Annotated in this window: 17 protein-coding genes; 9 read left to right on the forward strand and 8 right to left on the reverse strand. The window is 38.2% G+C overall.

Going from position 1 to position 20,952, the window contains the following annotated elements; genetic code table 11:
• Positions 1-34 precede the first annotated feature (34 nt).
• A complete protein-coding gene (locus tag AXA65_RS08065; protein ID WP_063969609.1) occupies positions 35-682 on the reverse strand; it encodes a hypothetical protein in 648 nt (215 codons plus the stop codon).
• A gap of 127 nt (positions 683-809) precedes the next feature.
• Entirely contained in the window at positions 810-1,601 is a 792-nt protein-coding gene (locus AXA65_RS08070) for a glucose 1-dehydrogenase (RefSeq protein WP_063969610.1), read from the reverse strand.
• Between the two features lie 245 nt (positions 1,602-1,846).
• On the opposite strand from AXA65_RS08070, the gene AXA65_RS08075 reads away from it, so the two are divergent.
• The 3 genes from AXA65_RS08075 to AXA65_RS08085 all read left to right on the forward strand — a co-directional run bounded on the left by AXA65_RS08075 (position 1,847) and on the right by AXA65_RS08085 (position 4,830).
• Entirely contained in the window at positions 1,847-3,202 is a 1,356-nt protein-coding gene (locus AXA65_RS08075; RefSeq protein WP_063969611.1) for an alpha-amylase family glycosyl hydrolase, read from the forward strand.
• Between the two features lie 105 nt (positions 3,203-3,307).
• Positions 3,308-4,066: an NAD(P)-binding domain-containing protein gene (locus AXA65_RS08080; protein WP_063969612.1), complete on the forward strand. Its 759-nt coding sequence runs from the start codon at positions 3,308-3,310 to the stop codon at positions 4,064-4,066.
• Between the two features lie 146 nt (positions 4,067-4,212).
• Positions 4,213-4,830 carry a TonB-dependent receptor plug domain-containing protein gene (locus AXA65_RS08085; RefSeq protein ID WP_063969613.1) on the forward strand — a complete coding sequence of 206 codons (618 nt, stop codon included), beginning with the start codon at positions 4,213-4,215 and terminating at the stop codon, positions 4,828-4,830.
• Between the two features lie 68 nt (positions 4,831-4,898).
• Here AXA65_RS08085 and AXA65_RS08090 read toward each other — a convergent pair whose 3' ends face one another.
• Together AXA65_RS08090 and tpx are read right to left on the reverse strand one after the other, a co-directional pair.
• Positions 4,899-6,911 carry a hypothetical protein gene (locus tag AXA65_RS08090; protein WP_063969614.1) on the reverse strand — a complete coding sequence of 671 codons (2,013 nt, stop codon included), beginning with the start codon at positions 6,909-6,911 and terminating at the stop codon, positions 4,899-4,901.
• 340 nt (positions 6,912-7,251) lie between these two features.
• Positions 7,252-7,824 (reverse strand): thiol peroxidase, encoded by a 573-nt coding sequence (tpx, locus tag AXA65_RS08095; RefSeq protein WP_086048127.1) that lies wholly within the window; start codon positions 7,822-7,824, stop codon positions 7,252-7,254.
• 155 nt (positions 7,825-7,979) lie between these two features.
• Between tpx and AXA65_RS08100 the strand changes: the two genes are divergently transcribed.
• From AXA65_RS08100 to AXA65_RS08115, 4 genes are all read left to right on the forward strand, one after another.
• Positions 7,980-8,369: a hypothetical protein gene (locus AXA65_RS08100; RefSeq protein WP_063969615.1), complete on the forward strand. Its 390-nt coding sequence runs from the start codon at positions 7,980-7,982 to the stop codon at positions 8,367-8,369.
• A gap of 239 nt (positions 8,370-8,608) precedes the next feature.
• Positions 8,609-10,234, forward strand: coding sequence for an NADP-dependent glyceraldehyde-3-phosphate dehydrogenase (locus AXA65_RS08105; protein ID WP_063969616.1), 1,626 nt, complete (start codon positions 8,609-8,611; stop codon positions 10,232-10,234).
• Positions 10,235-10,325: 91 nt separating this feature from the next.
• On the forward strand, positions 10,326-11,312 hold the full coding sequence (locus AXA65_RS08110) for a WG repeat-containing protein (protein ID WP_063969617.1): 987 nt from the start codon (positions 10,326-10,328) through the stop codon (positions 11,310-11,312).
• A 110-nt stretch (positions 11,313-11,422) separates the two neighbouring features.
• Positions 11,423-12,877 (forward strand): LptF/LptG family permease, encoded by a 1,455-nt coding sequence (locus tag AXA65_RS08115; RefSeq protein WP_063969618.1) that lies wholly within the window; start codon positions 11,423-11,425, stop codon positions 12,875-12,877.
• A 53-nt stretch (positions 12,878-12,930) separates the two neighbouring features.
• On the opposite strand, the gene AXA65_RS08120 is transcribed toward AXA65_RS08115, so the two are convergent.
• A complete protein-coding gene (locus AXA65_RS08120; protein ID WP_086048130.1) occupies positions 12,931-14,778 on the reverse strand; it encodes a chloride channel protein in 1,848 nt (615 codons plus the stop codon).
• Positions 14,779-14,998: 220 nt separating this feature from the next.
• On the opposite strand from AXA65_RS08120, the gene AXA65_RS08125 reads away from it, so the two are divergent.
• The gene (locus AXA65_RS08125) at positions 14,999-15,769 is read left to right on the forward strand and encodes a 4-hydroxy-tetrahydrodipicolinate reductase (protein ID WP_063969620.1); all 771 of its coding nucleotides are present in this window, start codon (positions 14,999-15,001) and stop codon (positions 15,767-15,769) included.
• A gap of 143 nt (positions 15,770-15,912) precedes the next feature.
• Here AXA65_RS08125 and AXA65_RS08130 read toward each other — a convergent pair whose 3' ends face one another.
• The 3 genes from AXA65_RS08130 to AXA65_RS08140 all read right to left on the reverse strand — a co-directional run bounded on the left by AXA65_RS08130 (position 15,913) and on the right by AXA65_RS08140 (position 18,781).
• The gene (locus AXA65_RS08130) at positions 15,913-16,272 is read right to left on the reverse strand and encodes a hypothetical protein (RefSeq protein ID WP_063969621.1); all 360 of its coding nucleotides are present in this window, start codon (positions 16,270-16,272) and stop codon (positions 15,913-15,915) included.
• Between the two features lie 326 nt (positions 16,273-16,598).
• On the reverse strand, positions 16,599-17,915 hold the full coding sequence (locus AXA65_RS08135) for a PQQ-dependent sugar dehydrogenase (RefSeq protein ID WP_063969622.1): 1,317 nt from the start codon (positions 17,913-17,915) through the stop codon (positions 16,599-16,601).
• Positions 17,916-18,070: 155 nt separating this feature from the next.
• Entirely contained in the window at positions 18,071-18,781 is a 711-nt protein-coding gene (locus AXA65_RS08140; RefSeq protein ID WP_063969623.1) for a DUF6261 family protein, read from the reverse strand.
• A 593-nt stretch (positions 18,782-19,374) separates the two neighbouring features.
• Between AXA65_RS08140 and AXA65_RS08145 the strand changes: the two genes are divergently transcribed.
• The gene (locus tag AXA65_RS08145; protein WP_131797791.1) at positions 19,375-20,844 is read left to right on the forward strand and encodes a DUF4041 domain-containing protein; all 1,470 of its coding nucleotides are present in this window, start codon (positions 19,375-19,377) and stop codon (positions 20,842-20,844) included.
• Positions 20,845-20,952 lie beyond the last annotated feature (108 nt).

A 20,952-nucleotide genomic window follows, 5' to 3' on the forward strand; every position in this document is an offset into this window, starting at 1 on the left:
AAAATTAAGATTATTCTCAAAAAAAAAATTTTTACTAAAGACCGTCCGTACATTCAACATCACCTCTCCTCTCCTTATTCTTCATCAGCACATCAAAGGTTTTCTGCAACTCGGCGATTGAACAATTTTTCATCTCTTTGTTAGGGACATTTTCAGATTGTGGATTGCTGGTAGCATTGGATCTCAAAGTATATTTTTTCTCAAGACATTGAATCGTTTTATTGTCAACAAGGTAAAAACGTTGCTCCGTCACATCATCTTTTGTGATAGGTTTTTCGGGAGTTCCACCGTCAAAACTCCAGACCGTATCATCTTTGAAAATAAAATAAGGCTTTCCCTCATTCACAAAATAATTTTCAGTAGAAGAGAAATGACTGTCCGCCTGGAAATGCTTGATGGCTTTTAAAACACCTTTATCAGAATAATAGACCACATTTCCAGAGATCTCGTCACACTCATATTTGAAACCTACCGAATCCAGCTTCTTCTCAACCAATTGGGAATTGACCTTGCTATATTCATGTTTGATGCCATCTACGGAACTGAGATCGTTCTCCAGACTAAGTGAATGCGATTTTACCTTTGAGCTGATAGCATTGGAAGAATTAGAAACATTTTTGTCCTTTTCATCCTTGCAGGAAATGGTGAAGATAAGCGCGGAAATTAATAATAGATTTTTCATTGATGAATGTTTTGAAGTTGTAAAGGATACTAGCAAAAAATGTGCAATTGGCCTCAAACAAAAAAAATGCCCGCATTTCTGCAGACACTTTCTCTAACTAAAACTAAACTTAAAACTTAATATTTTCTTAAGGATTCCCGTACATGTTGGATTCTCCACCGTCGATGGCGATCACCTGACCGGAAACGTAGCCATTCTCATCACTTAGAAGATAAGCTACAAGGTTTCCGACATCTTTCGGGTCACCCAATTTTCTTGTTGGATTGTGTGATGCATATTCTGCTTCAGCTGCTTTCGGGTCACTCGGATTTACTTGATTGAAGGCTTCGGCAACCATTGGCGTTAGGATTGCTCCCGGTGCAATGGCGTTGGTCAAGATATTATATTTACCATATTCCAAAGCGGCATTTTTCGTCATACCAGCTACGGCGTGTTTTGTTGCGACATAAGCCGTCTGATTCAACACACCACGGATTCCGCCTACCGATGCTACATTCACGATTCTTCCACCTCCATTTTTCTGAAGTTCCGGGATGATGTATTTCATGCCGTAATAAACACCAAGAAGATTGATATCAATCACTTTTTTGAAGACATTGATGTCGTAATCTACCAATGATGCTTGTTTCCCTTCGATGCCGGCATTGTTATAAAGTCCGTCTACTTTCCCGAAGGTCTTCACAGTTTCATTTACATAATTTTTTACCTGTTCTTCAACAGAAACGTCCGCTTTCACGGTTAAGAATTTGCTTTCCGGATACTTGGATTCCAATTCCGATTTGGCTTTTCCCAAAGCTTCTTCGTTATAATCTACCAAGGTGATGTCTGCTCCTTTTGAGGCCAACGACTCTGCAGCTGCAAGACCTAGACCCATGGCTGCACCTGTTACTATGATTGTTTTTCCTTTAAAATCTGACATGATATTGTATTATTGTTTCATTGCTTCATTATACAACAATGACACCTTTTGATTTTTAATTGTCTTAAAGTTTTCATAAAATTTAAGTCCTCCATAAAACCCCAAACCAAACGTTCTAAATTCAATAAAAAATGATGAAAGAGATTTTATAAAACATTAACAAAGCTACATTTCTTGGCCTTTCTTATTTTTATTACATTTACAGAATAGACAAACAAGAATTCACAACCTCAAGAGAAACTAAGATGAAAAAGCTGATTCTTATCCCGGCACTCGCCGCTTTATTAGTATCCTGTAAAACCCAGCAATCAACTGAAAGAACAACTATGGAAAACCCGCAAGATTGGAAACGAACCACGAATATATATGAAGTCAATGTAAGACAATACACGCCGGAAGGCACTTTTGCCGCTTTCGAAAAAGAACTTCCAAGATTGAAGAAGATGGGTGTAGAGACCCTTTGGTTCATGCCGATCACCCCAATTGCACAGCTCAACAAGAAGGGAACTTTGGGTAGCCAATATGCGGCTTACGATTATACGACCATCAATCCTGAGTTCGGAACCTTGGAAAACTTCAAACATCTGGTGGACGAGGCTCACAAAATGGGCTTCAAAGTGATCATCGATTGGGTAGCAAACCACACTGGTTGGGACCACGTTTGGACAAAATCCCACCCAGAATATTACCTGAAAGATGCGGACGGAAGTTTCCACAAAGCCAGCGGAATGGATGATATCATCGAACTTGATTACTCTAATAAAGAAATGCGTCTGGCAATGATCGACGCGATGAAATATTGGGTCAAAGAGACCAACATCGATGGATTCCGTTGCGATCTTGCAAGCTGGGTAGAAGTTGACTTCTGGCAACAGGCAAGACCAGAAGTGGAAAAACTGAAACCACTCTTCTTCCTAGGTGAATTTGACGAGTTGGAAGCACCAGAATACGGGAAAGTTTTCGATGCCAGTTACAGCTGGAAATGGATGCACCTTTCCCAAGATTTCTACCAAAAACATTTGCCACTATCTGACTTGAAAAATCTTTTGGAGCAATATTCAAAGATCGGAGACAACTCCATGAGAGCTTGGTTCACGAGTAACCACGACGAGAATTCCTGGAACGGAACAGAATATGAAAAGTATGGCGACTTCGCTCCAGCATTGGCCGTTTTCTCTGCCACTTGGAATGGTGTCCCATTGTTGTACAACGGTCAGGAATTACCCATGAAATCCAAACGTCTGGAGTTCTTTGAAAAAGACCCGATCCCTTGGACAGGCAAATATGAATTGGAAGATTTCTACAAAACACTTTTCGCTTTGAAGTCCGAAAATCCAGCATTGAGAGGCGGCGACCCAGCGGTAACGACTTTCTGGGTGAACACCACTTCCAATGACAAGATCCTGGGTTACCTTAGAAAAAATGGAGACCGTGAAGTTTTGGTTCTGATCAATACCACCAAAGATCCTGTTAATTTCAAATTGGAAGATGACAACTCGGTTGGAAGCTTCAAAAATGTGTTTTCGAAATCAAAAACCGAACTCATCAAAGGTTCTGATGTAAGCCTTGAATCCTTTGGATACTTGGTTTACGAGAAATAGCCTTAATTAGACTTTAAGATAATAGAGTTTTTTTTTAACTTCATTCATCTAATCCATAAAAACCTTTCAGCTCAAATTGGAAGGTTTTTTTTAAAATCAAAACATATGAAAAAACTAGCAATCATTGGTTACGGCTGGTTAGGAAACCATATTGCAGAAAGATTATCGGACCGATATGAGATCTTCCCGACCACAACCACACCATCCAAAGCAGAAGAGCTCAACGCAAAAGGTTATCACGCCACTTTGGTCAGTTTCCCCAACGAGTTAGATACAGCAATGAAGGAATGGGAATTTGCGTCAGAATTGGATGCCATCATTATCAGCGTCCCATTTTCGGGAATCAGAGGGATTCAAATTTCAATGAATGACAAAAGGCAAAATCTCCTCAACTTCCTTGGCGATTACAAGGGACAATTATTTTTGATGAGCTCCACGGGCGTTTATCCTCAAACCGAAAAAGAATTTGCTGAGGATGACCAACCTGCTGAAACTGTCGAAAGCGAAAATTTTATTTTGGAACAATTCCCCCAGACCAACATCCTGAGATTGGCCGGACTGATGGGCGGCGAAAGGCTTTTGAAGAATTACAATATATCTGACCTTCATCTTTTGGTCAACCACATCCATTACGCCGACATCTGTTCCGCCGTAGAAAAGATGCTGGAAAAGCGAACACAATCCAAAGTCTACAACATCGTGGCGCCCATCCATCCTAATAAAGAGGAAGTCATCAATGCGCAGAAAGACCTACCCTACGCCGGCGAACGAACCACTGTTGGCAGAACCATCTCTCCTGAAAAGATGATTGCAGAATTGGACTTTGAATTCCAATATCCGGATCCGCGGTATTTTCATTTGTAAATATTTTCAGGCACTTTCCAACCTTTGGACTGTAAAATGCATCTTACCATAAAAAGACATTATTATGACATCGTCATCATTTTGAAACTGAACTATCGATAAAGATCAAACGATTGCATAAGGCGTAAAACAAATAAGATATACTTATGAAAGTTACCATCCCAAAACCGTGTCATGAAAACTGGGCCGCTATGACGCCCGAAGAAAAAGGCAGATTCTGCCAGGTCTGTTCCAAGAGTGTGAGAGATTTTACCAACGCATCTGACCAGGAAATTATCGATGACCTTTCCCAGAACTCAAACATCTGCGCCAATTTCCGGGTGGATCAGCTGGATAGAAACCTCAACTATTCTTTCCTCAATTCTTTGTTTGCAAAATTTGCGGTGGGTTTTGTACTCACATCTGGTGGCCTTGTCGTGGCACAATCGCAGACACAGCCACATCATCCCGTGAAAACAAATACGCCAACAAAAGTAACAGGTGAAATAGTAGTTGCACAAGTTCCTAAAAAACCTATCAAAATCGACAGAAACTCAGGTTTTGCACTTGGCAAGATCGCATCAACAGGCGTTAACCGACCAGATGCACCAATTTATATCCTTAATGGAAAGATTATCAACGAAAATACCTTTTACAAAATAAATCCCGACACCATCCAGAAAATGAAAGTTTTAAAAGGCAAAGACGCCACTTCCAAATACGGCGCAAAAGCAAAAAATGGTGTGGTGATCATTACTTTGAAGGGGAAAAAGAAAAAGAAGTAGGTTTTTGTTACTTATTTTAAATGAGAAAACCTCGTTGGCAGGTTTAATTTGAACATTATTTAATAAATCTATAATTTATCAGGAATCTTTAATCCTTTTTTGTAGTTCTCTATATTAGAATAACTTTCATATCTATCATAAAGCGACTTGAAAAACCAACCATTGATAATAAAAAGAACAAAACTAATTAATAAACTTAATAATATATTTTCCTTGCAATATTCAGTTGTTTTGCCAATTTTGAAATCATTATAATAAAATGCACCAAAAATAATTGCAATTAAAAAAGTAACAGAAATTGCAAGTTTTATTTTAGCATTATTTCGCCATTTCTCAATTTTTGTATCAATAAAATTATCAACTTTTATTGTGTAAATTTCCTCTTCTTGTTTTTTAATTTTTAAATGTGCCTCACTTAAATCGTTTTTATCTTTATCAATTTCCTCAATTTTGCGTTTATATTCGTTCTTTAATTCTATAACTTGATTATTTTGAGACTTAAATGTCTTAAAAACAATATCAATTTTTCTTATTTGTTCCTTTTCAATAATTTTCTGTGAGTCTGCCTCCTTTTGAAGTCTTTTAACAAACTCTTCTTTGTTTGTATTTGCTAATTGATTTATTTCTTCTATATCAATTAACTGCTTATTAGTTATTCTTGTTGCCACTCTTACTATGTCAGCATCTGAAATGTTTTCCTCAGCGTATTTGGATATATTATCATCTAATTCCTTCAACAATCTTGATTTGGGTAGATTTTTGTTAAGCGTTAATGAAATAGAAGAAGTTAAACCAATATTTGCGAGTTCTTCAACATCTATTTTGGTATTGATTGCAGGACTGCTTAACCAAAGAATATTTAGAAGATCATCAGCTTTTATTGTTTCAGGTTGTTTTTTATCTGTTATTCTTAAGTTCTCTACATAAAAAGAAGTTGAATTATTTACAAACCAACAATTGACCTTTTCAAAGTCATAAATATTACGACTTCGTTTCTTTTTAACATAAGTTATTATTGTAGCATCATGTAATGCACTGTAATCAGTATTTCTTACAGTTTTAAAAAAAGCATATTCTGATGAGTTTTTAGCTTCTCTAGTATAATTATCATGATTATAATAAATATTAATTTCAAAAACTTGTAATTCTCTAATCAAATTATCTGAAATTCTTTCTAGATCAACCTTTGATAGGTTTCTACGATCACATGCATTGTAAACATCTTCAGGATTAACCTTCCTTTGTAAAAAAGATCTATCAAAATTAGAAGCTTTGCCTTTTAAAAGATTTTCAGTTTCATCAATGGTACACTTAAATACGGAAATTTTATAACCTATCGATTTTGCAATTGAAATTAATGTTCTACACGTATGTGTTGATTCTGGAGTATTTAAATCAAGTAACCCGATAACAAAATTTGTATCAAGAACAAGCTCAACATCATTCTTAATATTTTCTGGTTTAAATTCTATATAACAAGTTAAAATTGATCCAATATAAATGTCCTTTATTAGATCATAAATAGGTTTTGACTTTTTAAAAAAATTCACAAATTGTGCTTCTATTGTATAATCTTCACCATTCATTTCACTATTGTCAGATAAATATTTCGATAAAGTAAATTTATTTTTTTCGATAAACTTAAAAATCGATTCAGAATCAATAATAACATCTTTATTCATTGATTCTTTAAATTCCTTAAATAAATTTTCAATTCTCTCAATATCTTCATTTTTTGAATTAATTACATCATCAAAATCTGTAAAAGAAAATCTTAATATTTGAAAACTGCCGTCATTATTTAGTACGAAATTAGTTTTTTTTTCAGTATTAATTTCTTTTGCGATTATGTGTAATATTTTCTTTAGAACGGGCAATGGAAAATCAATCGAGTACTCTTTATCAGCTGTATTTTTGATTTCAGAAATATTTTTCCCTTCAAAAATTCCTTGAGAATTTATAATTGATAACGTTCTTTTAATTAAAGGAACGAATATATCTATAGGACCTTTTATAACATCATTATTGTTTCTTATATATGCAAGTAGACTGTACGTTAATGCTCTATTTTTATTTTTCACGGTTTTGTTTTTTTTTAATTTATCTAATTTAAAATCAGACGGTACATATAGATTTAGTTTTCATCAAATATAAAAAATAATCAATCATTTTACCTTACCGATTTCCAAAAACGACAAAAAAAAAAAAAAATATAACCACTCTGCCAAAATGTCAAAAACCATCCAAAACCCAAAGCAAAAAAAACACACTTAGGTAACGGAAAGGTAACAGCGATGTAACGGAAACCATCTCCAAAGATACTCTGTCAAAATGACAAAAATCAATTGGAAGTTCATCTTCCAGAAAACAAAAAAGCAGTCTATGAAAGACTGCTTTTCTATTTTTTAAAAGTGAGAGAGTTTATAATTTGACCGCTTTCATAGTCGCTTCATAATTGGGCTCGTGGGAAATGTCGCTCACTTGTTCTTCATAAACGATCTTGCCAGTCGGATCTATCACCACCACGGCTCTGCTCAAAAGGCCTTTCATTGGAGAATCGGTCAATTCTACGCCGTATATCTTTCCAAAGTCAGACCGGAAGTCAGACAGCATCACCACATTTTTGATGCCCTCTGCCCCACAAAATCGCTTCTGAGCAAAAGGTAGATCTTTGGAGATACAAAGCACCACCGTATTGGGAAGGCTTGCGGCATCCTCATTGAAGTGACGGACAGACGCAGAACAAACACCTGTGTCTACACTGGGAAAAATATTCAGAATCAGGAATTTCCCTTTGTAGGAATCCAAATCTTGGTCTTTCATATCCACACCTGCCAAAGTGAATTTCGGCGCCGGCTTATTCACCGCCGGCAATTGGGAATAGGTATGCACGGGATTCCCACCCATCAGTATGGTATTGGCTGTCTTAGATTTTTGAGCAAAAAGAAAGGCCGAAACACAGAACAGCGCACCGAAAACTATTTTTGAGAACATATTTTTAATTTTAAACAAATTTATCTCTTTTTATTAAAGATTCAGATCAATAGAATTTTAAATTTAAAGTAAGAATCTAACAGCCTAAATCATTTAACAATCCATTAGTATTTTTTGGAATCATTCTTGAACCTACTCCCAGAAAATCCCCTATTATGGAAGCAAGTACAATCAAGACCATCGCAAAATACGGCTTAGGCGCCATGCTCATCACAGCAGGAATCGGACACCTGACGTTCGCAAGAAAAGAATTCCAAGCTCAGGTCCCAGAGTGGGTACCGTTGGAAAAAGATGATACCGTTGTCTATTCCGGAATCGTGGAAATCGCCATGGGAGCCGCCATCATCGCCGCACCTAAGAAATACGAATCGCTAGTAGGACAACTCGCAGCCGGATTGTTCACCGCCGTTTTCCCAGGAAATTATGCGCAGTACAAAGAGAGAAGAAACGCCTTCGGACTCAACTCGGACAACAAAAGATTCGCTAGGTTGTTCATGCAGCCAGCGTTGATCGCCTGGGCTTTGAAGTCTACTGATAGCAAATAATTTTACAACTTTTAGATCTTCGACTCCGCTCAGACCGACATCTAAATTGGATTCTAATTGAATGTCATGCTGAGCGGAGTCGAAGCATCTTCACAATAAAACGATAACTCAACAATATGTTGAGTTTTTTTGATTCCCGCATAGAATAAATCTATGTTAACAGCTTCCCAGAATCAATCTTTATCTCTAAATTTATTGTCATCAAATTCAAAAACCTAATTAACAACAATCAACAAACTATGAGTTCAGAACACCTCACCTTCAAAGACATATTCAAAAGCGAAAACGAGATCCCCGAAGAATACAAAGTTCCCATCATCCACCAAAGAGAATATCTCCTCAATGGCGAACTGGTACAATGGAACGGCGACATCACCGAAGTCTATTCACCCATCTGCATCCCAACAGAAAACGGACTGGAAAGAAAACTTCTCGGCAGCATCCCGAACATCAATCCACAAGACGCGATGGATGTTTTGGAAGCCTCTGTAAAAGCTTACGACAACGGACTCGGGGAATGGCCAACCATGTCGGTAGAAGGTAGGATCAAATGCATGCAGAAGTTCGTCTACCTCATGATCAAAGAACGTGACCTGGTCATCAAACTATTGATGTGGGAAATCGGAAAGACACTTCCAGATTCTACCAAAGAATTTGACAGAACGGTCGATTACATCAACCAAACCATTGACGCTTTAAAAGACCTAGACAGAGAATCATCAAGATTCCAACAAGCCGAAGGCACGATAGCCCAAGTCAGAAGAGCACCGCTTGGCGTAGTTCTGAGCATGGGACCTTTCAATTATCCGTTGAATGAGATTTTCACGACTTTGATCCCGGCTTTGATCATGGGAAATACTATCTTATTTAAATTACCGAAACACGGTGTTCTCGCCCATTATCCATTATTAAAAGCCTTCCAGGAAGCATTCCCAAAAGGAACGGTGAACACACTTTACGGAAAAGGCGCCAAGATCATCACCCCGATCATGGAAAGTGGAAAAGTGAATGTCCTAGCCTTCATCGGATCGAGTAAAGTTGCTAATGGATTGAAGAAACTTCATCCAAAAGTCAATAGACTAAGAGCAATCTTAAGTCTTGATGCAAAAAACGCAGCCATCGTTACAAAACACGCCAACCTTGACATTGCCGTCAGTGAGATCATTCTGGGTTCACTTTCCTTCAATGGACAACGATGTACTGCTCTGAAACTGATCTTCGTCCAAAAAGATGTCGCTGAGGAATTCACTCAGAAATTAACAGCCGCCGTTTCCGCTTTGAAACCAGGTTTGCCTTGGGAAAAAGATGTGAAGATCACACCACTTCCGGAAGTCAACAAACCGCCTTATCTGGAAGAATGCATCCAAGATGCGCTATCAAAAGGCGCAAAAGTCCTTAATGAAAACGGTGGTTATAACGAAGCTTCCTTCGTCTTCCCAGCTGTGGTCTATCCCGTGAATGACCAAATGAAATTGTACCACGAAGAGCAATTTGGTCCCGTGATCCCGGTAGTTCCTTTTGATGCTATCGATGAGCCAATCGATTATCAGGTCAACGCCAACCACGGAATGCAAGTCAGCATCTTCAGCGAAAATCCACAGGAAACTTCCAACCTCATTGACGCGTTTGTCAATCTTGTAAGCCGTGTCAACATCAATTGCCAAGCGCAAAGAGGTCCGGACGTTTTCCCATTCACCGGAAGAAAAGACAGTGCGGAAGGAACTCTTTCTGTCTTCGATGCGTTGAGGTCATTCTCGATCCGATCGTTGGTGGCTGCGAAAATCACAGATTCCAACAAAGAGCTTTTGAACTCGATCGTAAGAGACCACGATTCTAATTTCCTGAGTACGGATTATATTTTTTAATCGTATTAAAATTAAAAAAAGCCTTCTTCAAAGAAGGTTTTTTTGTGCATTGATTTTAAAAATATTAATTTTATAAAAAACAAACACAAGCATGAAATTATATTCTGCGATCATTTTCGTTTTGATCAATTTAAATCTGTCAGCACAAAATTTGATCCCATTCAACGACGGTGGAAAATATGGACTTTGCGATATCGAAGGTAAACTTTTACTGGAACCAAAATACGATGAGACTCGATTTTTTTCTGCAAAAACAAATGGCTACGCGGTCCAAGAAAATGGAAAATATGGTTTGATGGACAAAGATCTGAAGCTGGTGATTCCATTCCTATCTATCAATCCCATTTCCGAGTCAAAAGATGGTTATCTGGTTTATATTTCTGATAAGGAAGTACAATATTATTCCAAGAATTATCAACTGACACAAAAGAAGAACTTAGAAAGCAGAACTGGAACCTATGGCCCACTTGAGACCATTAAAGACGAAGATTTTTCCGATTCTTATTCCAATGAGAAAGTGTTGGCATTATTTAATAAAAAATATCCTAACAAGGGTAAGATCAATGTTGTCTCCGCAAATAACACCTACTACGAACTATGCTCAAAAACTGAAGGCGACTGCAATCCTTTGGGAGTTTTCCTCCCCAGGATCTCTGTATTTCTAATGAATAATGAAAAAGACGTCTATAAAAATGTAACTTGGAATCCTACCATCTCAAAATATATTATTTTAGTAAAAAATGGCTCCGAAGAATACGTGATCGATCAGGATAAAAAAGTGATTTTCCCATCCAAAGAATATGATAGACTTTACATTCAGAAAAATTACATTGGTTATAAAGATAAAAACTCAAGTTCCAAGAAAAGTGTTACACATTATTACATCATAAGCTCCGGAACCACTATAGAAAACAAATTTTCTGCTTTCAATCCTGCTAAAACTTTAACGATCGACGGTAGAAAATTTGAAATATTCCGAGCAACAATCAATGATTATAAAACGCATAGATCGGACAATGTCTATATTGGGGAAAATGGCAAATCCTATTTCAAAGTGGATTATGAGTTTGATAATTGACTCAACTGATTGCTTTTAAAAACAAAACACCTCTAAAAATATCCTAAAATCCTACAATCAATTTCAGTATTGCTTTTTTTTGCAGTATTTTTGAGGTTTAAATTTCTGAATTGAAAAAACTAGATCAATATATTGTCAAAACCTTTTTCGGACCTTTCCTTTTTATTTTCAGTGTGTTGTTTTTCATCTTCATTGTCAATATTATCTGGACGCAAATGTCTCAGTTGACAGGAAAAGGACTGAGCTATGGTGAGATCCTGAAACTTCTTTTCTACCTCGGAATGAGCGTTGTGAGTATGGTTTTACCTTTGACGATCCTGCTTTCTTCCATTATGACATTTGGGGATTTTGGAGAACGGTATGAACTTGCGGCGATGAAGGCTGCCGGAATCTCACTACTTAGGGTCATGATGCCTTTGCTGATCACTGTTTCCTTTCTTGCGGGCATTCTTTTCTTATTTTCCAATAATATCATCCCGGATTTTCAGCGGAAGGCGAAAAATATGTTATTCAACATCGTCTCTTCCAAGCCTGCCATCAACTTTACACCAGGTGTTTTCATCGATCAGATCTCCGGTTACTCGGTGAAGTTTGATAAGATCTATGGGGAAAATGGGGAAAAGCTGGAAGGTGTTTTCCTGCACAAGAACGCAAGTCCTTATGATGACCAGCAAACGATCATTGCCAAGAAGGGGAAATTTGCACCTGCTGTGGACAGGAATTATCTTAAACTGATCCTTTATGATGGCTATGTTTATGAAGACAAGATCTCCGGTAAACCTTTTGAAGAAAGAAAAAAACAACCCAATCAGTCGGTGAAATTTGACAGTTTGGTCTACCACTTTGACATCAGTGAACTGATAGAGAAAGGAATCGAAAAAGAAAAGATCACGGACGACTATCGTTTCCAGACCTACACAGAAGTAAATACCACGCTTGAAAAAAATAGAAAAAGCAATATATCGTCTTTAAGTTCAATGGCTTCCCCTGTGGTTACACAAACCAACAATTATATCCAATACATTGATAAATTAAAATCAAAGGATAAGGTCATCAAGGAACAGTACAAAATAGATACACTTAAAAAAGATAAAAAGCTGGAAGTGCTTTGGGGCGCGTACAACAAGATAGAGGCTTTGAAGTCTGCCGTAAATTCCAATGAAACAGGCATCAAGGAAACCATCAAACAGCACAACAAGATTGTGATGTACCAGCAGAGGATCGTCTCCTACTCTTTCACTTGTATTATTTTCTTTTTGATCGGTGCCAGTCTTGGATCCATCATTAGAAAAGGTGGAATGGGACTTCCCGTGATCATCGCGATCGTGATATTCATTATCTTCTACGTTCTGAATCTTACTGTGGAAAATATGTCGTGGAAAGGAAAGATCAATCCTTACATCGCAGCCTGGATCCCGAATATGGTCTTGTTCCCTTTCAGTGTTTGGATCACTTACAAAGCGTTGACAGATTCCCAGTTGTTTGATATCGAGAAGTACAAGGCGCTCTTCAAACCGATCATCGAGAAGTTCTCGAAACCGAAAGAACATCAGCGTTATCAATAAAATAAAAAGCCGAACTGAAATCAGTTCGGCTTTTTGTATGTTGTTCAATGATATTATTCAGAATAGCCTTTCAGAACCTGTCTGTAGCTCATTAGAATGGATGATTTGGAAATGAAACCTATAAACTCATTGTTGTGATTCACGACCGGCAAGTTCCATGTTCCTGTGTCATCAAAGACCTGTAGAATATCCAAAGGTAGATCTTCCGGCTTGATCAAAGCTGCAGGTGCTTTCATGATATTTGTGATAGGCAATGAGGCGTTGTTCTCCTGATCAAAAAGATATGGGCGGATATCATCCAGCGTGAAAACTCCTTTTAGTTTGTTAGTATCATCTACTACGGCAAAAAAATCTTTATTTCCATTTTTCACCAACTCGAAGAGGTCATTCATGGTCGCTGCTACAGGAATTACCTGAGAATATCGATCGATAAAGTCCTCGGTATGCAAAGAGAACAGAAGATTTTTGTCATGCTGATTGGTGAATATCTTTCCCTGGTCGGCCAAAGATTTCAGTTCCGGGGAAATATTAGAAAACCATTTTGCGATGAGGTAAGATATCACAGAAACGATCATCAGAGGAATGAAGAGATCATAACCGGAACTAGATTCCGCAATAAGAAAGATGGCAGTCAAAGGTGCGTAGAGAACGCCACTCATCGCACCAGCCATTCCCACCAAAACAAGATTGGTAACCGGCACCTCTTTGAATCCGATCTGCTGACAGATCACCGCAAACAAAAATCCAACAGAACCTCCCGCAAAAAGTGACGGCGCAAAGTTACCGCCATTCCCACCACTGAAAATCGTAAATGATGTAGCAAATGCTTTTAGGAGACAAACAAGGATCAGAAAAACGATGATCGTATATTCTTTGATATCAAAATATCTGAAAAAACTATTTTCAATGATCACATTTGCATGTCCGTTGGTAAAGGCCTTCACCGTATCATAACCTTCCCCGAACAGGGGAGGGAAAAGGACACAAAGAAATGATAAAATTGCACCTCCAAGCATTGCTTTTCGCAGGCGTGATATCTGGAGTTCTTTGAGAAAATGCTCAACCTTTTGGGAGATGATCACAAAATATCTGGCGTACAAACCAGTTACGATCCCAAGGATCAGGTAATAGGGAACATTTTTATAATCGAACGCTTCCCTGGTATGAAATCTGAAAAGTACATCTTCCTGAAGCAAGATCCTGGACAAAAGGCTACCACAGACCGCCGCAACGACCAAAGGAATAAAATCTGTAAACACCACGCCGGTCAATAAGATCTCAAATGCAAACATGATCCCGGCAATGGGTGCATTGAAGGCGGATGCAATACCAGCTGTAGCGCCCGCTGCCAAAAGCAGTGTCCGTTCTTTATAATTGAGTCGGTAGGTCTGCGCATAATTGGATCCGATTGCCGCACCAGTCACAGCGATCGGACTTTCCAATCCCGCCGATCCACCAAGACCAACCGTAATGGCACTTTGCACCATCTGAGAATAAGTCTTGACCGAAGAAACGATGCTCGAATTCTGTGCGATCTCGTAAAGGATTGCGCCAATTCCTTTTCTGTCCTGGCCTTTGAAGATCGTAAGCACGATGCTGGTCGTCAATACAATTCCTAAAAACGGAAAGATGATGTAGAAAAGGATCTGATATTCGAAGTGGACCTTGTTGGTAATGAAAAAGTGGATGTTGTGAACAATTGTTTTTAGAATAACCCCAGCCAATCCTGCCGTACAACCTACCAGAATCCCCGATAACAACAGAAACTGACTTCGGCTAAGCTTATTATTGAGCCAGTGCAGGATCAACTCATAACTACGCGCCTTCTCCAAGCCATATTGCTGAAAATCCCTTTTGAATTTGAGAAAACTTAGAAATCTTTTTTTGTTATGAATCTTCACTGATGCTAATTTTCTGAGTAAATAAAATGGAAATCCCATGCTTCCATTTTCAAATATTGAATGTTTCACAAATATACCAAAAGCAGATCGGAAGAGCATTGCCGCTGTTAAAAATAGTTGCGTATCCAGGCCTAGAAAAACCGTTTAAATATTTTATCGTACCTTACTGATGTTAATATTCGAAATCAATAATTAAAATACATATCTAAAAATTGTAATTATGAAAATAGGATTAATAGGATTTGGAAAGGCAGGAAAAGCAGTGGCCAACGTCATTCTTCAGCATCAGGATTTCACTCTGGAATGGGTTCTGAAGAATAACGACAAACTGAATCACCTGTCTGCCAAAGATATTCTAGGGATCTCCACATCAGACGATGCGCATATCTATTCTCAGCAGACCACGGACATCGAGACACTACTCACCGATCATCCCGTAGACCTCATCATCGATTTTTCTACAGAGGCAAGCATCTACTATTACGGCAAGATCGCGACCCAGAAAAAGATCAAGATCATCTCTGCCATTTCGCATTACGGAGATAATGAAACCAAACTGCTGAAAGAACTTTCTGCAGACACTGTGGTCTTCTGGTCACCCAACATCACTTTGGGCGTCAACTATCTTTTGTTTGCAGCGTCATTGCTCAAAAATATTGCACCTGGCGTGGACATCGAGGTGATAGAGGAACACTTCAAAGCCAAATCCGGCGTATCAGGGACTGCTATGAAGATTGCAGAAGTACTGGATGTGGAGACGGAAAGCATCAACTCCGTAAGAGCTGGCGGCATCGTTGGGAAACATGAGGTGATTTTCGGATTCCCTTATCAGACAGTGAGGTTGGTACACGAATCGATTTCGAGAGAAGCCTTCGGAAGCGGCGCCTTGTTCGTGGCAGAAAACCTGAAAAACAAACCGAACGGCCTCTATAATTTTGAGGACATCCTGAGACCTTACTTTTTCAGTCAATCTCAAAACAGTTTATCATGAACCGATCATTATCAGTTGACTCTCAGTTGTGAAATCAAATAGCCGGATGTACCAATCCGTTTTTTTGATGATTTAATTTAGAAAGCAACCTTATTCGGGTTGCTTTTGTTATTTTCAAGATTGCAGAAAAAGAAATTGAGACACTAGTTAAGTTCGTAATTAGAAACTACCATACTTAGAATGAAGTGAACCAGATCCTGTTCTGCTTCTTCTTTGTTGATCAATTTTTTCCTGTAATGGGGAGAAGAAAGGACTTTCTTTACTTTTTTATATTCCATGAATCCCTCACCTCTGATGTAGGTATTCAAATTGCCATCTTTCTTTTTTATGATCTGGTCGTCCAGGGTTCTTACCTTAAACAACACTTCACGCAATTGCAATTTCTCAGCCTTGTCATATGAGTACCTTTCCACGATATTGATCTTAAAAGAATTCAATAGGATGTTATTGAAAACGACATTGGAACCACCCTCGCGAATATCGAGTTCAAGTGTATATTTCATTAATTTAGTTATTTTTTTATGAATTTAAATATTATTTAATGGAATTATTATGATTACGATCATATTTTAGAATTCCAATATAGAAAAACATCAAAGATAATATATCTTGATTAATTTATCGATAAGAGATCAAATAAAAACTAATAGATCCAATTGGTTTATGGTCCTGTTGTGGATTTAATCCAAGAATTAATGTGCTATAGCATATGAGATGATCACATCTTCCTTTGGATTGACAGTCTAAAAACTCTAAAATCAGTTCAATATAAGAAAACAAAAAAAAACTGCCCGATAGCAGGTTTTATATTTTAAAGTTCAATAGAATTTTACTTTTTGGTGTGAGCCACTCTCCAGACAATTCCGCTCACATCATCTGCCACCAGCAAAGAGCCGTCAGCGATCTGAAGGACGCCCACTGGTCTTCCGTAAACATCACCTTTAGCTTCATTGGCAATGAATCCGGTAAGGAATGGCTGATAAGGACCCGAAGCTTTTCCATTTTTAAAAGGCACAAACGCCACCTGATAACCCACCAGAGAAGAGCGGTTCCAAGAACCATGCTGTCCGATGAACGCGCCATTCTTGTACTGCTCCGGAAACTGAGTTCCTGTATAGAAGGTCAAACCTAAAGAAGCCGTGTGACTTCCCAAAGGCACATCCGGCACAATGGTTTTGGCCACCAGATCCGGCTTCTCCCCTTTTCTTCTTGGGTCTTCATTCTTTCCGAAATAAGCGTACGGCCAGCCATAAAATGCGTCAGGTTTTACACTCGTCAGGTAATCCGGAACGAGTTCATCGCCCAATTCGTCACGCTCATTCACGACAGTCCAGAGTTGTCCTGTGGTTGGATTCCAGCTCATGCCAACTGGGTTTCTAAGTCCGGCTGCGTAGATTTTTTCGCCACTACCGTTTGGGTTTACTTCCAGGATGTTGGCTCTTCGGACTTCGTATTCCATGCCGTTTTCGCCAACGTTGCTGCCAGATCCTACGGAGATGTAGATCTTAGACTGGTCTTTGTTGGCGATCAGGTTTCTTGTCCAGTGGTTGTTGTAACCACCTGCTGGCAGATCGACGATCTTTTTCCCGGGTTGTGTGATCTTGGTGTCGCCTGCTTTGTACGGATAAACGTAGAGTCCGTCGGTATTGGCAACATAGAATTTGTCTTTGATGATCAGCATTCCGTAAGGCTGATTCAGGTTGGTAAGGAATACAGAAGATGTTTCCGGAATGCCGTCTTTGTTGGCATCGCGGTAAAGGATAATGCGGTTGGCCGATTTGCCACCTACCTCAGCATCGCTTTTTCCGCTAATATCATTTTTGATCTTGTCTGCAGTCGAACGTTCCGAGTTACAAAACACCACGAAGATGTCGCCATTCTCACCCTGGATCATATTCCTCGGGCTTTTGATACCTTCCGCAAAACGCGTCACCGTGAAACCTTCCGGTGCAGTGGGCGCTTTATCCTTTGGCCATCCGATGACGTTACTGAATTTGTTCTTAGAACTTTTCTCATCCGGCGGCGGCAGTTTCAGGGTATCGGTTTGGGTCACGGCTTCCTCGCTTGATCCGGAACCGTCGGTCTTTTTGGTTTCTTTACAACTGGAAAACAGCACGGCAATGGCTGGTAGAAGATAATTTTTCATAATATTTTGAGATTTGGTATTTAAGAATTCTAAAGCCTCAAAAATTACAAAAACCGTTCCCTAACGGGAAGATGACTGTTAAGATGTTTTAATATGCGGTTTGGGAAAACAAAAAAACCTGCTCAGCGGCAGGCTTATATTTAGTATAGATATATTTAAGGTTGAGGACTATTCTCTTTGTTCACAACTGGCTGCAGGTTGGAGTTCTTTGCAGCTTTCACCAGTTCGTTCACATCGTTGTAGAAGAGTTTCCATTCTGTAACGTCTTTCATTGCGGTCAACAGTCCGAAGAAAGATTTCAGGGTTTTTTCCAGATCTTTTCGGATGCCCGAGGCACTTTTCTGGTTGCGAAGGTCAGCATTGGCGCCAGCCTGTTCTGCAAAGATGGTTTCGAAAGCGGTCTGCTTGTCTTTCATCTCAGCAAAAGCAGTTGTAAGAGAAAGTGCTGCGAGTTTCTGTGTATTCTCCGGTTTTTCCAGTTCCTCGATGAGTTTTTTCATCTGGGCAGTTTGGGAGGAGTAGCTCATCCTGTCTAGATTGAGACCGAACTGTTTGAAGATTTGATAAAGGTCTTCTGCGGATTGGTAGCCTGATAAGCTTACCATTTTTCGATAACTGTTGAGGAAAGCTTTCAGAGTTGTGAATGCAAGGTCTCTTTCATTATCGCTATTTGCAACATCATTTCCTTTTCCGCTGAAGGTCATTTTTGTGTAAACGGCATCGTAATCTGCATACATCAGCTTCAGTTCTGCCAGAAGTGGATGACCATTGATTACGGGATAATTTCCTGAGTCAGAAGTGTTAATTGTTCGTTGCGCGAGCGTCGCTAAGTCTTTCGTGCTTAGCTTTCTTAAAGTGATTTTCATAAATCAAATGTGTTTTTGTTAAAAATTTATTTAATGAATTCCGTTTTTAAATATATTATTTTTTTAATTTCCGGCAAAACATTTTATTTAAACTAAAAACATTTTGTGTTTTAGTCTAACCAACCTGCTTAGAGAAAAAACAAGTTGAGGTTTTGTTTAATTGAGTTGTTTTGGTAAAAAACACTTTGTGTTTTAGTTTAATTGAGTTGTTTGGAGAAAATGACAGTTGTGGTTTTGTTTAATTGGGGTGGTTGGGGATTTGATAGTTTTTGATTTTTTAATTGCAGTAGAAATACGGATTGCTGGGAATTGGGATTGGTTTATTTTTGAGATTATGGTTTTCCGTAAATATTTCTTAAGATTTATAATTAATTTTATCGCAAACTAAAAAACAAGGCATCGTGGAAATTATTTTAATTTTTATTTTATCACTTCTCTCAATTTATCTTTACAGTAAGCTAAAAAAACTCAAAGATGAAATTAAAACTAGAGATACAAAACTTAGCGAACTGTCTGTAAAAAACAGTCAGCTTGAGACAAGGATTCAATCAGCTAATCGAGAGAATCAAAATCTACAGACTACCAATCATCGGATGAAAGATAAAATTGCGGAATTAAGTAAATATCAAAGTATCATCGATGTAAAAATTGAGTGCGAATACCTTCTGAAAAAAGCTCAAAAAGATTATGAAAAACTGAGACAGCAAGGAAATCAAGAATTATTGGAAGCTCAGGATAGTGCTAGAGAATCTAGAAGATCTGTCAAAGAATTAACAGAAAAGAAACAACGAGAAATCGAATTGCTATATGAAAATGCTGTACGAGAATCGAAAAGAATTATTGAAAACGCAGAAAACAAAGCAGAAACAATTGGCGGCGATGCCTACCGAAGTCTGAAAGAAGCTAATGAGATTGCGGATAGAATCCAAGCAATGAAAAATGTAATCAAAGGATATGGAAATGAATACCTAATTCCCAATTACACACTTCTAGATCAGCTTGCAGAAGATTTCAGCCATAAAGAGGCAGGCGAAAATCTCAAAAAACTTCGTCAGAATAACAAGGTAATGATTGTTAACAGACAAGCTGGAATCTGTGATTATGTGGATAGAGAGCGACAATTAACAGCCGTCGATTTTGTAATTGATGCTTATAATGGGAAAGTTGATTCAATTTTGGCGACGGTAAGAAAAGATAATTATGGAATTTTAAAACAGAAAATTGAAGATGCTTTTCAATTGGTTAACTTTAATGGGAAAGCTTTCAGAAATGCAAGGATATCTGAAATTTATCATAAGGCAAGATTGGAAGAACTTAAATGGGCTGTTGTTGCACAGGAATTAAGAGCAATGGAACTTGAAGAGCAAAGAGAAATCCGTGAACAGATCCGTGAAGAAGAAAAGTCGCGTAGAGAATTTGAAAAAGCAATGAAAGATGCTGAAAAAGAAGAACAGACTTTAAAAAGATTGATTGAAAAAGCCGAAGCTCAGGTTTCACAAGCAAATGAAGAACAGAAAGCTCTTTTTCAGCAAAAATTGGAAGAACTTCAAGGAAAACTAATAGCAGCTGAAGAAAAAAATCAACGAGCAATTTCGATGGCACAACAAACTAAAACCGGTAATGTTTATATTATTTCAAATGTAGGTTCGTTTGGTGAAGATGTTTATAAGATTGGAATGACGAGACGTTTGGAGCCTTTAGATAGAGTTCGTGAATTAGGAGATGCGAGTGTTCCGTTTGAGTTTGATGTTCATGCAATGATTTATTGCGATGATGCACCGGCTTTGGAAAGACAGCTTCACAAAAAATTCCTTAAAAATCAGCTTAATAAAATTAATCCACGAAAAGAATTTTTCAGACTTGAACTAAGTGACTTGAAAAATCATATTGAAAGAATTGGCATCAATTGTAAATGGACACTTCTTGCCGAAGCAAAACAGTATCGAGAAACTTTGAAACTGGAAGAAGAAATGAAAACGAACAAAGCAATGGAGGCTGAATGGGAACGTTTCCAAGAAGTTGCAGATCCAGTTACATATGATGAAGTGATTGAGGAAGTATAATTCTTAATAATTTGTTACTTAACGCTGGCGCGAGCTTCAAGCTCGTGCCTTTTTAGTTGCTCGCGCTAGCTTATTATTAAATTTTGTAGTTTTACTATAAACACAAAA

Source organism: Chryseobacterium sp. FP211-J200, from assembly GCF_001643375.1.
In the GTDB taxonomy this organism is placed as follows: Bacteria; Bacteroidota; Bacteroidia; order Flavobacteriales; family Weeksellaceae; genus Epilithonimonas; species Epilithonimonas ginsengisoli.